This is a genomic window from Halanaeroarchaeum sp. HSR-CO (genome assembly GCF_024972755.1).
In the GTDB taxonomy this organism is placed as follows: domain Archaea; phylum Halobacteriota; class Halobacteria; order Halobacteriales; family Halobacteriaceae; genus Halanaeroarchaeum.
This window is the reverse complement of record NZ_CP087724.1, coordinates 1-15,181: the sequence shown is the minus strand read 5'-3', so window position 1 is coordinate 15,181 and position 15,181 is coordinate 1. Positions and strand designations below refer to the sequence as shown.

16 protein-coding genes and 1 tRNA gene are annotated in these 15,181 nt (G+C 62.6%); 4 read left to right on the top strand and 13 right to left on the bottom strand.

All coding sequences use genetic code 11. The features are described 5' to 3' along the window. Positions 1 to 117: 117 nt before the first annotated feature. From HSRCO_RS00085 to HSRCO_RS00055, 7 genes are all read right to left on the bottom strand, one after another. Entirely contained in the window at positions 118 to 2,316 is a 2,199-nt protein-coding gene (locus HSRCO_RS00085; RefSeq protein WP_259518344.1) for a PAS domain S-box protein, read from the bottom strand. Positions 2,317 to 2,654: 338 nt separating this feature from the next. Further along, positions 2,655 to 3,239, bottom strand: a complete 585-nt coding sequence (locus HSRCO_RS00080; protein WP_259518343.1) for a DNA adenine methylase — start codon at positions 3,237 to 3,239, stop codon at positions 2,655 to 2,657. Positions 3,240 to 3,339: 100 nt separating this feature from the next. After that, positions 3,340 to 3,732: a PIN domain-containing protein gene (locus HSRCO_RS00075; RefSeq protein ID WP_259518342.1), complete on the bottom strand. Its 393-nt coding sequence runs from the start codon at positions 3,730 to 3,732 to the stop codon at positions 3,340 to 3,342. A gap of 7 nt (positions 3,733 to 3,739) precedes the next feature. Next, a complete protein-coding gene (locus HSRCO_RS00070) occupies positions 3,740 to 3,991 on the bottom strand; it encodes an AbrB/MazE/SpoVT family DNA-binding domain-containing protein (protein ID WP_259518341.1) in 252 nt (83 codons plus the stop codon). A 64-nt stretch (positions 3,992 to 4,055) separates the two neighbouring features. Continuing rightward, complete coding sequence (locus HSRCO_RS00065; protein WP_259518340.1) at positions 4,056 to 4,217, bottom strand: hypothetical protein; 162 nt, start codon at positions 4,215 to 4,217, stop codon at positions 4,056 to 4,058. Between the two features lie 4 nt (positions 4,218 to 4,221). Further along, a complete protein-coding gene (locus tag HSRCO_RS00060; protein WP_259518339.1) occupies positions 4,222 to 4,437 on the bottom strand; it encodes a hypothetical protein in 216 nt (71 codons plus the stop codon). A gap of 217 nt (positions 4,438 to 4,654) precedes the next feature. Then, positions 4,655 to 4,727 (bottom strand) — tRNA-Gln (locus HSRCO_RS00055). Positions 4,728 to 4,914: 187 nt separating this feature from the next. On the opposite strand from HSRCO_RS00055, the gene HSRCO_RS00050 reads away from it, so the two are divergent. Both HSRCO_RS00050 and HSRCO_RS00045 read left to right on the top strand, forming a co-directional pair. Then, the gene (locus HSRCO_RS00050; protein ID WP_259518338.1) at positions 4,915 to 5,487 is read left to right on the top strand and encodes an IMP cyclohydrolase; all 573 of its coding nucleotides are present in this window, start codon (positions 4,915 to 4,917) and stop codon (positions 5,485 to 5,487) included. A 59-nt stretch (positions 5,488 to 5,546) separates the two neighbouring features. After that, on the top strand, positions 5,547 to 6,206 hold the full coding sequence (locus HSRCO_RS00045; RefSeq protein WP_259518337.1) for a metallophosphoesterase: 660 nt from the start codon (positions 5,547 to 5,549) through the stop codon (positions 6,204 to 6,206). A 14-nt stretch (positions 6,207 to 6,220) separates the two neighbouring features. On the opposite strand, the gene HSRCO_RS00040 is transcribed toward HSRCO_RS00045, so the two are convergent. Further along, entirely contained in the window at positions 6,221 to 7,561 is a 1,341-nt protein-coding gene (locus HSRCO_RS00040; protein WP_259518336.1) for a tryptophanase, read from the bottom strand. A gap of 101 nt (positions 7,562 to 7,662) precedes the next feature. Next, entirely contained in the window at positions 7,663 to 8,847 is a 1,185-nt protein-coding gene (locus HSRCO_RS00035) for an aspartate kinase (RefSeq protein ID WP_259518335.1), read from the bottom strand. Between the two features lie 144 nt (positions 8,848 to 8,991). On the opposite strand from HSRCO_RS00035, the gene HSRCO_RS00030 reads away from it, so the two are divergent. Then, entirely contained in the window at positions 8,992 to 9,435 is a 444-nt protein-coding gene (locus HSRCO_RS00030; RefSeq protein WP_259518334.1) for a hypothetical protein, read from the top strand. A 9-nt stretch (positions 9,436 to 9,444) separates the two neighbouring features. Here HSRCO_RS00030 and HSRCO_RS00025 read toward each other — a convergent pair whose 3' ends face one another. Then, entirely contained in the window at positions 9,445 to 11,055 is a 1,611-nt protein-coding gene (locus HSRCO_RS00025; RefSeq protein WP_259518333.1) for a DNA-directed DNA polymerase II small subunit, read from the bottom strand. A 90-nt stretch (positions 11,056 to 11,145) separates the two neighbouring features. Between HSRCO_RS00025 and HSRCO_RS00020 the strand changes: the two genes are divergently transcribed. Next, complete coding sequence (locus HSRCO_RS00020; protein ID WP_259518332.1) at positions 11,146 to 11,985, top strand: S26 family signal peptidase; 840 nt, start codon at positions 11,146 to 11,148, stop codon at positions 11,983 to 11,985. A 155-nt stretch (positions 11,986 to 12,140) separates the two neighbouring features. On the opposite strand, the gene HSRCO_RS00015 is transcribed toward HSRCO_RS00020, so the two are convergent. From HSRCO_RS00015 to HSRCO_RS00005, 3 genes are all read right to left on the bottom strand, one after another. Further along, positions 12,141 to 12,416, bottom strand: coding sequence for a hypothetical protein (locus tag HSRCO_RS00015; RefSeq protein ID WP_259518331.1), 276 nt, complete (start codon positions 12,414 to 12,416; stop codon positions 12,141 to 12,143). After that, entirely contained in the window at positions 12,413 to 12,793 is a 381-nt protein-coding gene (locus HSRCO_RS00010) for a helix-turn-helix domain-containing protein (RefSeq protein ID WP_259518330.1), read from the bottom strand. The genes HSRCO_RS00015 and HSRCO_RS00010 overlap by 4 nt, the downstream gene beginning before the upstream one ends. A 178-nt stretch (positions 12,794 to 12,971) precedes the next feature. Further along, positions 12,972 to 14,444: a Cdc6/Cdc18 family protein gene (locus HSRCO_RS00005; protein ID WP_259518329.1), complete on the bottom strand. Its 1,473-nt coding sequence runs from the start codon at positions 14,442 to 14,444 to the stop codon at positions 12,972 to 12,974. Positions 14,445 to 15,181 lie beyond the last annotated feature (737 nt).

The following is a 15,181-nucleotide window of genomic DNA, read 5'->3' as shown; positions in this document are numbered from 1 at the left end:
AGCTAAGCGCGATAGCACCGCTCATCTCCATCCGAGAGCTATCGTGATTAGTGGTACCGTCCCGATAGAAGAAGGAGTAGAGAGAAGGTATGTCGTCGTCACGGTGCTGAGCGTCGCTCAGTCGTCAGCCCGCTCCGTCGGTAATTCGACGACGAACACGGCGCCCTCCGGGTCGTTCTCCTCGACCCAGACGTCCCCGCCGTACCCCTCCACGAGCGTCTTCACGAGATAGAGACCCAGGCCCGTCCCACTGCTATCGAGTCCCTTCTCGCCCCGCCCGAAGATAACGCCCCGCTGCTCGGCCGGCACGCCCGGGCCGTTATCAGCGATTCGTACGCGGACGGTATCCTCGCGTTCCGCTGTCGCCACCGTCACCTCCGGAATGTCTTTGTCGTTGTGTCGCACCGCGTTCTGGAGGATGTTGTGAAACACCGATCCCAGCATCTCGTCGGCGAGGACCGGCGTCTCCGGCACGGTCCCGGTAACGGTAATGACGGCGTCGTCGTGTACCGATCGTGCCTCGTCGAGTTCCGTTTCGAGCGTGGACTGCAGTGACACTCGAGTGCGCTCCTCGCGATCCGACAGCCAGACGTCCGCCATATCCCGGGCCGTGGTCGTAAGTTCGACCGCGTGTCTGGCGTTCTCCCGGATCGTCTCGACGTACTCCTGCTGGTCGTCGACGCGCTCTTCGAGGATGTCGGCGTAGGCGGTGACCAGCTGGAGGTCGTTGCGGATGTCGTGTCGCAGTACCTGATTGAGCACTTCGAGGTTGTCCCGTTGCTCCTCCAGTTGCCGTTCGTACTCGGTCCGGGACGTAATGTCGATGAGACTCTCCACCATCTGCACGACGTTCCCGTCCTCGTCGAAGATCGGGGCTGCATGAACTTCGTGGACGTACTCCTCCCCGTCGTCCCCGTAGTGCGTGTGTTCGACGGTCGTCGGTTCGCCCGTTTCGAGGACTGTTTTCAGCGGACAGGGGAACGACTCGTCCCCCTCGTGACACGGTTTGTCCCGCTGATGTGAGAGGTCATAGCAAGTCTTCCCGTCCAGATTCGGTACCTTCTCGTTGGTCCGTTCGATCTCGTAATTCTCAGTATCGAGGACGTACAGCGGGTACGGCAGCGCCTCGAAGATATCGTCGAGGAAGTCCCGTATCGACGCCATCTCGCGGTTCTTTTCCGTGCGTTCCGTGACGTCGCGATAGAGCCAGAGGTTGGCTGGCCCGCCAACCAGCGTGAAGGGAATGTAATCACGTTCGAGAATCCGACCGTCCACGAGTTCGAGTTCCTCGTTGTGTGCCGGCTCTCGTCGGTCGATTCGGCGTTCGATCCCGTCGACGAACGAGGACGGATCGGCGAACCGCTCTTTGAGGTTCTGGGCTGCTGCGGTGCAATCCCGGCCGATCAATTCGTCGGCGGGTATCGAGGCGCCCAGAACCCGGGGCAGTTCCTCGTTCGTCACCAGGATATCGCGATCGGCGTCCTCGACCAGCACCCCCATCGGCATGTTCTCGACGATCGTGCGGAGAAGGGTGTTCGTTTCGTCGAGTTCCTCCTCGTAGGCCTTCCGTTCCGTGATGTCGATGCCCGAGGAGAGAATCCCCGTCACCGCCCCCGACGTATCGTGTAACGCGGTGTTGTGCCACTTGACGAAGCGTTTTTCGCCCGTCTTGGTCTCGATATAATGCGTATGCGTTTCGATCGCCGGTGACTCCGCGGTCCAGAACGCTTCGAAGATATCTTCGATTTCAGGTTCGATTTCGCCCGGAACGACCGTCTCGAACCAGTCCGCTCCGAGGAGCTCCGAGCGCTCGTAGCCGAGGAGGTCGCTGCCCCGTTCGTTGATGCGCTCGACGGTCCGGTCACGGTCGAGGACCAGCATGACGTTTCCGGCCGTCTCGAAGTACTCCTCGGCCCGATGTTTCTGGCGTTCGAGTTCCGCCTCGCGAGCGTTCCGTTCGGAGATGTCACGCGCGACGACCAGGACGTACTCCTCGCCATTGGCCTGCACTCGGGAGACGGACGCCTCGACGGGAATCGGGTCGCCGTCCGCCGGATAGAGGTCGTTTTCGCCCAGATGCTGTTCCTCCGCGCGCGAGGGGAGGTGGTCCCGCCAGTGCGCTTCGCTCGCGAACCCCGTGATATCGGTGACCGACCGATCGAGTAGTCCCGACTCCTCGTAGCCGAGAAACTCACATGCCATCTCGTTGACGTCGGCGATCCGTGCCGTCTCGATATCGATCACGAGGAGGATTTCTCCCGACTGATCGAGGAGGCTCGACCAGGTCTCCGTCGAGAACCGGGACGTGTCCCGCATATCCGACGTTTGTCGCCCGCATTGATAACGGTGATGAGACGTTAGCACGGCGTCGTGGCAATTAGAGTCGAAAGAACGATTCGGGAGTAGTTATCGTTTCATCCGGACTACTCCTACATCGTTCGTAGTCCCGGGTCTCGTTCTCCGCAGTCTAGCAGATGTGACGGACCCCCAGTGATACGGGAGGGAGTTCCAGAACCAGCCGAGGCAGGTTCGAGAGGGCGACATCCCGGACGAAGACCGGAACGCCATTCTCGAGGCCCTTCGATACTGGGACGGCACCGACGACGTGAACCAGGGGACGCTCGCCTCCCGGCGGCAGACGACCAGCTGCGAATTCATCCTCGCCGGTCTCTACGGGCCGCTGATTGCGCATTTTCGTCTCGTGAATCCGTCTCCGGCGAATCGTACTTGCGCAGGACATCCCGCCAGTCCAGATTCTCCAGCACCACGTCCCGGAACCGCTCGGCGAACTCCTCGAGGCGGTCGGTCTCGTTCGCGTACGTCTGTGCCTTGCTCTGGACCTTGTTGGTCGCAAAGCCGTTCACCGTCCCGTATCCGGCTCCCCACTGCGAGTAGCGGAGGAAGAAAAAGCGCCCAGCCCTCGGGATGTCATCCTTCGGCCGATAGCCATCGTAGTAGTACCGCGCCCACCGACTGTGGACCGCTCGAGAGAAGGGGACCTGCTCGACCCATTCGACGAGTTCCTCGGTGTCCTCGCGCAGCACCTCGAAGAAGTGGACCAGATCACCGTCCTTGTCGTTGTAGATCTCGACGTTCGAGGCGTCGGGGTCTTTGTCGACCAGGACTCCCGCAGCGCCGCCGAACACCTCGACAAACGTCCGGTGTTCGGGAACGAACTCGAGAATCCGAGACGCGAATCGGCTCTTGCCACCCGGATACGGAAAGACAATTTCGGGCATACTCGACCCGGGGCGGTGTCCCTACTAGAGCGCTGCAGGGTGCATGCCAGGCATGCCAATCCTCCCGGATCGTAGAAACAGAGCGGATGTCTCGTATCGGTCAGTACTCGTCCAGCGCAACACGGTCCAAACCGACCGTGTCGTACACCGTCTCGCTCGAGAGCACGGACTCACCGCGCGTCGTGATGACGCCGGCGTGGAGAGCGTCGAAGGGAGTGAGATCGTACTCTTCGAGGAGTGCTGCCGCAGCCAAAATGGCGTCTTCGTGTTGTGCAGGCTCGACGGGGACGAGCTCGAGAAGATTGGAGATTGCCCGGGGAACGTCGATCTCGTACTCGGCCTGCTCCCGGCTGTAGAACAGCACGAGCACCTCCGCGTATGCCAGAATCGACGTGTGGATGTTCGATTCGTCTTCGATGGCTTTCAGCGTAGCCTCCTGGAGCCAGTCGTCGTTCGTCACCAGGGCCACCAGGAAGTCGGATTCGACATACATTGCTGAGTTACGGCCTCTCCTCGCTCTCGTTGGCGACCTCGTCGTCGATTTTCTCGCGAATCTCTGCCGTTAGGTCCCCCACGTCAGTCCCCGCGAAAGCGTCCCCAACGGCTTCTCGAAGCCCTTCGACCGGATCGTCGTCGACCGGGAAGAGCGCGACGTGCCCAGGAAGTTCGACGATACGGTACTGGTCCCCGAATCGCTCCCGGACGTCCTTCGGAAGGTAGATTCGACCTCGATCGTCGGTCGATTTGGACATGGTCGTCAGTAGTGAGGGAAAATACAAAGTTCTTCCCACTAACGCGCCAAATCTCACGTTTGTCTCACAACCAGTCGACGTTCTCTGCTTCCCGCGACTGCACGCCTTCGTGGTGTTTCGCAACGTAGTGGCGTTGAAACGTCTGATCGTCCTCCCAGCCGCCCCACTGCATCACCACACTCGGTAGCACCTCGGCCTCGCGGGTGAAATCTGAGGAGTTACGCACCTATCTACTGGCCTCCACGGGTGATTCGTTCGAGTGGGCTGTTGATAATCTCGAAGACCTCGTTCGCACGGAAGAAACGATTCCTCGATTGACCCGTGAGTTCCTCGAGGACACCGTCCGTTTCGAGTTGGTCCACCAACCGATTTGCCGTACTGTACTCGACGTCCACCCACTCTGCCGCGGTGTTCACATCCAGAGACGGATCTTCGAATAATTTCATCACCAGCTCCAGGATATTTCCGGAGCGTGCGCTCTGATACCGTTGTTGATACTGTTCCCGAAGATCGACCGACAGATTTGCTCGCTGGTGAGCTTCGTCCGCCTGAGCGTGTACGCCCCGGAAGAAGAAGAGACGATGCGTTCTACGGTCACAACTCTCCGATTTGCGCTCTGATTCGAATCCACCACGATTCTCCTCACGAACTGTTCGTCGAGAATAGTCCCACCAGGATTCGAACCTGGGTCGTTGCCCCCAGAAGGCAACAGGATTGGCCACTACCCCATGGGACTCGTTTCACTCGTCCCACGTGCATCGCAAACCTGGCGGTTTGCTCAACCCCATGGGACGTCGTTCAAAATCGAGTATGCCACCGCCGCTTGTAAACGTTCCGCGTTGCCCCCACCGTGCCAGGCGAAGACAATCCCCGAACGTGCGCAAATCGGCACGCTTTTTGCTCTATTCTATCCACGAACGAGTATGTACATCGGACGCTTCATCGTCGTCGGACCGGACGTGGCCGCCTACCGTGTCTCCTCGCGCTCGTTCCCGCACCGACAGATCGTCGAACGCGACGAGGTCTTGACCGTGGTTCCAACCGAGGACGCCGACCCGACCGACAACCCGTACGTGTCCTACAACTGCGTCCGGCCCGGCGGCGACGCGATGGTGGTCGGCAACGGCTCGCACGTCGACCCGATCGCCGAGAAACTCGACCTCGGGTACCCCGCCCGGGACGCGCTCGTGTCCGCGCTGCTCGCGATGGACTTCGAGAAGGACGACTACGACACTCCCCGGATCGCCGGCGTCGTTGGGGAAGAAGAGGCCTACATCGGGATCGTGCGCCGCGATGCGCTCCTCGTTCGAGCGGTCGACGAACCGACGCTGGTGGCCACCTACGAACACGATACACCCACCGACTACGATCTCGCGGTCGATTCGGCAGCGGCGGCGGCACGAGCGGTCTACGACGCCGACTTCGACCACGCGGTCTGCGCCGCCGGCGTCACCGTGGACGGGGCGACCGTCGACTGGGCGATCGTCAACGACTGAGCGGTCTCGACACGAAATAGAGGGGTATTCTTAGGAGTGTTCAGCCGGTACCGGGCAGTATGCGAATCGGGCTGCTCTCCGACGTCCACGCGAACCGGGTCGCCCTGGAGGCGGTACTAGAAGACATGCCACCAGTGGACCGCCTCGTCCACGCCGGGGACGTGGTCGGGTACAATCCCTGGCCGGCGGACTGTGTCGAGACGCTTCGAGAACGGAACGTGTCGTCGGTGATGGGCAATCACGACCGCCAGGTCGCGAACCGGACGAACTTCCCCGCGAACCGAATGGCGCAAGCCGGAATTCGCCGGGCGACGATCACGCTCACGGCCGATCAGCTGGAATGGATAGAAGGGCTCCCAGCAGTCAGACGCTGCTGTGACGACCGGGTGAAAATCGTCCACGGTCATCCCGAGGACCCCGACCGCTACACTTACCCCGACGAATTCGGCCCCCATCTCCTCGAGGACGAGGACGTCCTCGTCATGGGTCACACCCACGTCCAGCACGCCGAGCAGTTCGAGGAGGGGTTCGTGGTGAACCCGGGCAGTGTCGGTCAACCCCGTGACCACGACCCCCGGGCAGCGTACGCGGTGGTGGATCTAGGTGCGCTTCAGGTGGAGACCCATCGGGTCGAGTACGACGTCGAGGCCGTCGTCGACGCGGTCGAGGAAGTCGGCCTGCCCCACCAGTCCGGCGAGCGATTGAAGCGCGGCGAGTGAGACCGCGTCGGTAGTCAGTCTGCGGGTTCGAGTCGGGCCGAGAAGTGTCTGAGTTCTTCCATCGGCGGCTCCGCCACGATATCGTAGCCGACCGCCCGATCGGCGCGTTCGGCGACCGCGGCGGCGGTCTCGCCGACGTGTTCCAGGTGTTCGCGGTGGTAGGTTCGCCGCGGGACGGCCAGCCGAACGAACTCCGGGCGGTCCGTATCGGGGAAGGCGAAACTCCCGAGTTCGACGCCTCTGACGGCGCCCTCCCGGTACAGGTCGACGGCCAGCGCCTGACCGGGGAACCTGTCGTCCGGAACGTGAGCGTAGGCGCTACCGGCGTCGACGTAGACCGCGTGACCACCGACGGGCCGGTAGACCGGGAGGCCGGCCGCCTCGATCAGATCGGCGAGTTCGCGCACCTGATCCACCCGCGACTCGAGGTAGGACTCCTGGACGGCCTCGCGTAGGCCGACGGCGAAGGCCTCGAGGTCGCGACCGGCCATCCCACCGTAGGTGAGAAAGCCCTCGTAGAGGATGGCGCGCTGTTCGACCGCATCGAGGAGTGATTCGTCTCGGAGACCGACGAAGCCGCCGATGTTGACGAGGCCGTCTTTTTTCCCGCTCATGACGACCGCGTCCGCGTACGATAGCTGTTCGCGGGCGATGTCGGCGACCGAGGTGCCGGCGAACGCGGGCTCTCGACGCTGGACGAAGTGGGCGTTCTCGGCGAACCGGCAGGCATCGACGACCATCGTGGCGTCTATCTCGTCGGCGAACCCGCGCACCTCCCGGAGATTTTCGACGCTCACTGGTTGCCCGGCCGCGGAGTTGTTGGTGATGGTGACGACGACAGCGGGCACGCGGTCTTCGCCCATCTCCTCGACGGCCGCCCTACCGCATTCGACGTCGAAGTTCCCGAGGAAGTCACCTGTCGATGCGGGGTCGAGCGCCCCGTCGACCGGGCAGTCGATCGGCCGACCGCCGTTCTCCACCACGTGGGCACGCGTGGTGTCGAAGTGGGTGTTGTTCAAAACGACGTCTCCCTCCTCGACGAGCGCCCCGTAGAGGACGTTCTCCGCGCCGCGCCCCTGGTGGGCGGGGACGACGTGTTCGATGCCCATGACCTCCCGGACCGCCGCCTCGAGGTTCGCGAAACTCTCGCTTCCGGCGTAGGCCTCGTCGCCGCGAACCATCGCCGCCCACTGGTCGTCGCTCATGGTTCCCGTCCCGGAGTCGGTGAGCAGGTCGACGGCCACGGCCTCGGAGGGGATATTGAACAGGTTGTAGCCGGCCTCGCGGAGACGTGTCTCGCGTTCGTCACGTGGCGGAACGGTCGCGGTGCCCGCCATCTTCGACGTGAAATGCATGGTCGGTACCAGGGGTGCTAGCGTGAAAACGACTGTCGAGGAACGCTGTACTGGACGGTGCGACCCTGGCCTGCGGTGTTCGAACGTGTACACCGCGGGGCTTAGCCCTCGAAGTGCTCCTGGATGATCTCCAGGGTCTCCTCGCGGTCCGACCAGTCGACGAAGACGGCGACCGACGTCGCCGAGGTGATGATGTCGACCACGTTGATGTGTGCGTCGGCGATGGGGTCGACGATCTCGCGCATGATTCCGGGCTGGTTCGGCAGTTCCGCCCCGAGCACCCGGATGACGGCGATGTCGTCGATGACCGTGACCGACGAGAGCGTCTGGTCGCCGATGATCTGGTCGTGGAGGATGGTCTCGGCGTCCTCGGCCCGCTCGTTGTCGACGTAGTACGTGACCGAGTCCATCCCGCTCGCGACGGCGTCGACGTTGATCTCGGATTCGTAGAGCGCGGTCGAGAGTTTGGCGAGGATCCCCGGCTGGTTCCGGATGGCCCGACCGGCGACGGTCAGACAGGAAAGCGGCTCCTCGCGCATGTCCACCATGTACTCGAACTGTCCCTCGATGTTCGTCCCACCGGCGAGCAGGTCGCCGTGCTGGTAGTGGATGACCCGGACGTCGAGGTCCTCGTCCTTGTAGGAGAGCGCGCTGGGTGCCACGACCTCCGCACCGCGGAAGGAGAGGTTTCGTAACTCGTCGACGGTGATCTCGCCGACGTTCCTGGCGCCCTCGACCACGTTCGGATCGCCAGTCATCACGCCCTCGACGTCGGTCACGATGACGACTTCGTCCGCGCTCATGTAGCGGCCGAGCATCACGGCGGTCGTGTCGCTTCCGCCCCGTCCCAGGGTCGTAATCTTGCCCTCGTGGTCCTCCGCCAGGAAACCGGTGATGACCGGGACGGTGTCGTCGAGTTTCTCGGCGAGTTCCCTGGCGCGCCGTTCGCTCTCCTCGACGTCCACCTCACCGCGATCGTTCGCCACGACCGGCCAGTCGGGATCACCGGGTTCGAGAAACACAGCGTTGATGCCGCGAGCAGTGAGCGCTGCCTTGAGCAGACGAACACTGGTTCGCTCGCCCATACTGACGATCTCGGCCCGATCCTGTTCGTCGGCCTCGAAGGTGATGTTGTCGAGCAGTTCGTCGGTCGTATTGCCCATCGCGCTGGCCACGACCGCGATCTCGTTGCCCTCCGAGACCGCCTTCGCGATGGAGTCGGCCGCCCGCTCGATCCGGTCTCCGGATCCGAGACTCGTTCCGCCGAACTTCGCCACTACGCGCATCGAGATCTCACCCAGTGCGTGCGAAATACTTGCATAGGCATCGGTATTGCGGGGTCGCAGATAACGGTGTCTATTATGAGCAAATTTCCCGGACCTCGTCCGTCGAATGCAAAGGATTACCGACCACCCCCTCCACTCGGCGATATGAACATCCGAGAGGCGACCGACGACGACGTCGACGCACTCGCCGCGCTAGTCGACGCGGACCTCGACGCCGAACGGCTCGTCCACGAACGGACGGTCCTCGTGGCGGTGGCCGAAACCGACGAGGGGGTCGAAGCGGACGGTACCGGGGACGTAACCGACAGTGAGGAGGACACCGAGAACCTCCTCGGGTTCGTCTCCTACGACACGTGGAGCGAGACCATCCATCTGAGCACGTTGGTCGGCGAACCACCAGTGGTCGACGCGCTCCTCGACGAACCGCGGCGGTTGGCCGATGCTGCGGACATGCCGGTCGAGATCGTGGTGCCGGAACACGACGAGCAACTCGAATCGGTCGTGACGGAAGCGGGTTTCGAACGGGTCGGAAAGGGCCCCCTCTTCGACGGGAGACCGTCGCACCGATACCGCTACAACGACGAGTGAGTCGAGCGCTCAGGTGAATTTACGCACGGTGACCTCGAGAGTCTGGAGGTCGACGATCGGTGCGGTCGCGGTATCCGGGACGATGTTGACGCTCTTCTGGAACTCCGTCTGTGCCTGCCAGCACCCCGAGTTGACCAGTCGGACGTTGTGGTACTGTCCGACGCCGAGCTTGTGGACGTGGCCCGTGTGAAAGATGTCCGGGACGTCGTCGATGACCAGATAGTCCGACGCCTCGGGCGAGATGCGCATGTGCCCGCCGAAGGGCGGTGCGAGGTGGCGTTTCCGCAGGAGCTGGGCCATCGCGTTCTGCGGGTCCTCGTAGGTCGCCAGTTCGTCCGGCAGTTCGGCGACGAGTTCGTCGATGGAGACACCGTGGTACATGAGGACGGAGACGCCCTCGATGGTCACCACCGACGGGTTCCCCGTGATCCGGGCGTCGTGAACGCCCATTATGTCCCGGAGTTCCTCGTCGAAGCCGGGTTGGGGCTCGGCCAGTCGTACCGCGTCGTGATTCCCGGGGATCATCACGATGTCCATGTCCCCCGGAACCTCCTTTAAGTACTCCGCGAACCGCTCGTACTGGTCGAAGATGTCGACGATGTCGAGTTCCTCGTCCTGGTCCGGGTAGACGCCGACACCTTCCACCATGTCGCCGGCGATGAGCAGGTATTCGACCCGTTCGGCGTCGGGTGTGTGAAGCCAGTCCGCGAACGCCGACCACTCCTCGGCCATGAACTCCTGGCTGCCGACGTGCACGTCGGAGATGAGCGCCGCCTCGACCGGTCTATCGGCCGTGGATGGCCGATAGGTTCGGGGAACGTCCGGGAAGTGGATCGAATCGACGAAGAGGATCCCGCCGTCGTCCGAGAGCGTGCCCTCGACGCCGATGACCTCGTCGTGGAGCAACGCCTGAACGTCGTCCGCGATGGCCCGGTCCTTCATCACCAGCACGGGGAATGTCCCGTTCGTGTCCTCGAGTTCCACCAGCCAGTGACCGCTGGCCGTCGACCGGATGTCGTTGACCATTCCGACGATGCCGGCCTCGCTGCCGCCAGCCATCTTCTCGAGCGCGTCGGTGGGCCGGTGATTGACCCGGGAACGGAGTTGCCTCGCCAGCCGGTCGTACCGGTCGCGGAAGACCGTCACGAAGTCCTCGTAGGTTCCCGTACCGGTGCTCTCCCCGGTGATGTCCTTCGCGATGTCGATCGGGGCCCGATCCGCCGTTCCTGTACGTTCCGCTGTCACCCCCTTCGTTTCAGTTGGAGACCTTCCTGCTTGCATTGATTGTTCTACTATCTTCGTTCCATCCGAACCGGTGGTGTTCTGGCCGCCATTGCCGGAGGCCGATGTGGATCGACCGGCCTCCGGACGATCGACAGTTCCCCCGCTCGAATCGGTCGACCCGTGGGACGTCGACGTCGCCGCTCTCGCCCGCGAGACGGCGGTCTCGGCATCGGATTTGGTGATCGTCAGCGCCTCGTCGTCCACGCCGTCGATCGCGGCATCGACCGCAGCGAGTGGGTCGGCTGCGTTCGCGAGCACCGTGACGGCCTCGCGGTCGGCGTTGTAGCCGTTGCTGGTCAGTCGTCTGACCACGCGGACGTGCGACGGGCGCGGCACGTTCCAGTGCAGGACGGTCAGTCCCAAAAGCGTAGCGAACGGGCCGCAGGCATCAGAACATTGAAACACCAATCGGGCGAATGGGCGTCCATGGGCGACGATCCGTCGGATCGCGAGGAGACGGCCGGTTCGGAGACGCCCGATCCACCCCGTTCCCCGCCCGCCATCGACGGCGACCGCGAACCACCCACGGTCAGGAGCGGCGACGCCGGGCGACTCGACTCGGTAACTGGCGACGAGCCGGATCCCCGAGCGGGACCGATCGAAGCGTTGCGGTGGGTTCGGTCATCGGACAACGGGTTCGTGGTGGTATCCCGCGAGATACTCACGAGCGTCCTGGCTGTGATGGCCATCGGCCTGTTGCTGTTCGCCGTCAGTGGGGTGTGGCCGCCGATGGTCGCCGTCGAGAGCGGGAGCATGGAACCACACCTGCAGAAGGGCGATCTGGTGTTCGTGATGGACGAACAGCGCCTCCCGCCGGACGCCGCGACCGGTGAGACGGGGGTCGTGACGTACCAGGACGGCGTCGAGCACGACTATCGATCGCTTGGATCGTATGGCGACGTCATCATCTACCATCCCGATGGCGATCCGAACCGGAAACCAGTCATCCACAGAGCGCACTTCTGGGTCGACGAGGGGGAGAACTGGGTGGGAACGGCCGACCCAGCGTACGTCTCCGACGACGATTGTGAGTCGGTGCCAAACTGCCCCGCCCCGCACGCGGGGTTCATCACCAAGGGCGACAACGAACTGACGAACGATTACTACGACCAGACGCGAGGCATCAGCGGCCCGGTCAAGCCCGAGTGGATCGCCGGGTCCGCAGAGGTTCGAGTCCCGTGGCTGGGCTGGATCAGGTTGACCTTCTCCGAGGTCAGTTCAGGGTACCTCCCGGCCGCGTATGGACCACCTGCCGCTACGGCGTAACCGACCGAGACGACGTCCGCAGAAAGACACCGTCCTCAGAACCGATATCCGACTCGCACAGCGATTGGGTCGTGAAGTCTCCAACGCGGCGATTGGGTCGTGAAGGGAGCCGAGACGGCGGCTGGCTCCCCCCCCCCCCTGCGGTGGTCACTCAGTCACTCGGCGTACAACGAGTAGACGATGATCGCGAATCCCACGACCGTGAGTGCACTCTCGATGGTCAACGCGATGTCCCGGGAGAGGACCAGGGCCTGATCCACGACGCCCGCGAGCATCGACCCGAGCGTGACCACGCCGAACCCGACGGCGAGCAGTTGGAGCGACCGCGACCCGGTCCGGCGATACGCCTTGAACGCGAAGTACGTGATGACTCCGCCGAGGATGAACGTCGTCGTTTTCAGCGCTACGATGACCGATGTCAGTTGCGTCATGTTTCCTTTCGAACCTCCGCCCACAGCGTTTCGAGTCGTTCGTCGGTCGATTCCGGCCGGCGCTGGATCGCGACGGTCACGTTGTGATCGTCGTCCAGCTCGATCTCGACCCGTTCGAAGGCGATCTCGTACTGGGTCGTGTGGTGCCCGTCAGACTGGATGACGGTCCGTTCGGAGAGCAGCGACGCCTCGGTGAGGAGGTCGAGTTTTCGGTAGGTCGTCGAGAGCGGCATATCACACCCCTCGGATATCTCCTTTGCCGTCATCGGTTCGGTGAGCACCTCGACGATGCGGCGACAGTCCTTGTCGTCCAGTGCGTCGAGGACGGACTGGACGTCGGGGAGGTCTCCGCCACCACTCAGCGGGCCGGCCACCATTATCAATGGGAATTGCGGACGCCACTATTAATTCGTTCGGCTGGCGGATTACGGCCACGAGACCGGTTCGAACGGCCACGAGACTGTCCGTTACTGGCCGATCGTCCGTTCCACTCGAAACGACAGGTCGCTATCGATGGGGCAATCGATCTCCGCTTGTGCGCGCTCGACTGGTGCATCAATTATCGAAGCGGGCCTGGACGAAGGGCGTGATGTCCTCGATGTCCCCGATGCGAGAGTCGGCGCGGAGGACGGCCTCGGTCTCCTCGATGGGAACCGAGAGGCTGATCTCCTTCGTCCGGCCGTAGCGTCCCTTGCTCACGACGACTGCGTTGACGATACCCAGCATGTCGAGTTCGCTGATGAGGTCGGTCACTCGTCGCTGGGTGAGTACGTCGGCGTCGAGTTCCTCGCAGAGCCGTTTGTAGATGTTGTAGACCTCGCCGGTGTTGATGCTGTGGACCCCGTTCTTTTCGAGGACCATGATGGAGTACAACACCAGTTTCGACTGCGTCGGGAGCGTGCGTACCACCTCGACCACGCGATCGAGTTCGATCTTGTCCTGGGCCCGTCGGACGTGCGCCTCGGTGACCAGGTCCTCCTGGTCGCGTTCGGCCAGTTCACCGGCCGTGCGGAGGAGGTCCAGTGCCCGTCTGGCGTCCCCGTGTTCCTGGGCGGCGAACGCTGCACAGAGCGGAATCACGTCGTCGGAGAGGACGTCGGGTTTGAACGCCACCTCCGACCGGTGCTGGAGGATGTCCCGCAACTGATTCGCGTCGTAGGGCGGGAAGACGATCTCCTCCTCGCCGAGACTCGACTTGACGCGGGGATCCAGGAAGTCGGTGAACTTGAGGTCGTTCGAGATACCGATGATGGAGACCCGGGAGTTGCCCAGTTCGGAGTTCATCCTGGAGAGGTTATAGAGCGTATCGTCGCCACTCTTCTCGACGAGTTTGTCGATCTCGTCGAGCATGATGACGGCCACCCGTTCGACGTAGTCGACGGCGTCGAAGAACTCGCTGTACACCCGATCCGTGGGCCAGCCGGTCATGGGCACGTCGTCCATCTCCTCGCGATCGGCCTCGAGCGAATCGAGGCGTGCCTGGACGGCTTGCAGGTCCTCGAACTCCGTCTCGAGCAGCGCGGTCGGGTCGTCACGTGCGCGCTCGCGCAACGCAGCGAGTTCGTCGGTACGCTGGTCGATCCAGTCACGATTCTGCTGGATGAAGGTGTTCGCGAGCTGGGCGAGGACCCGGTACTGCGTGTCGGTGACCTCGCAGTTGATATACTGGACCTCGCTCGGCACGTCGTAGCGCTGAGAGGTCTTCTGTAGCTCCTGGCTCACGAACTTCGCACTCGCCGTCTTTCCCGTTCCCGTTTTCCCGTAGATCAGGATGTTCGACGGCGTCTCCCCACGAAGGGCGGCGACGAGGATCGTCGCCATATTGTTTATCTGGTCTGTACGATGCGGTAACTCGTCCGGCGTGTACGAGGGACGCAGTACCTCCTTGTTCTCGAAGATCGGTTCCCCGCTGAGGAGATTGTCGAAGAGTCCCTCCCCTTCGTCGTCCTCTTCGAGCACGTCATCGAGGTCGACCTCGAAGTCACGGCCGGCAGTCCGTCGGTCGCGTGGTGTTCGTTCGTCAGACATTCGTCATCCCATGTTCCCCCTGGCGTTGCTCCGATCCATCCACGACCGGGCCCGACAGCCACGATTGCCAGATTGGCGTCGGTCGGAACCCGTCGGAACGTCCAGTTGATCCAGATGAAGCACAGGATGGGGGAGCATCAAATAGGTTTCGATGGAGGGTATTCGGTCGATCGATCCCGCGATTGCAACGGATTCCAGACGACCGAGAGACGGAACCTCGATACCGCCCATCGAACGAAGTAGGCAGTTGTTACCAGATGGTGGCCACGAAGAATGTCGTGGATTCCGGCTATAGAAGCGGTCTCCGTTGTGTTTCGGAGGAACGGTCCGGTGTCGGATATCCCTCGGGAGCTCGACCCAGACGCTGCGGACATTTCCGGTGAAGAGATATTCTCAGCTGTGGGAACGCCGAAGGTGGCAGTTACCCTACCACGATTTCGGCTAGTGCAAGTCGAGATGCCGGACCCTCCCACCCCTTGATTTCGACTGGAACGCCACGACGCCCCGTCCGCCGGAGAGAGCATCTTAGAACGGATAGTTTTAAGTAATGGCCACAAAAACCAGACCCGTACTGCAATTAATCTATATTATTTCGTTGTCGGTTGTTAGTAACGCTAGACACGTTACTAGCTTAGGAAAATCTACTCCACGCTAGCTGTTGATTCCAGTCGAAACGGAGGGGTTGGGGGCTAGGGGAGGGTTGATAGTGCGGTTTGCTACGGCCTATGGAGTAGAAG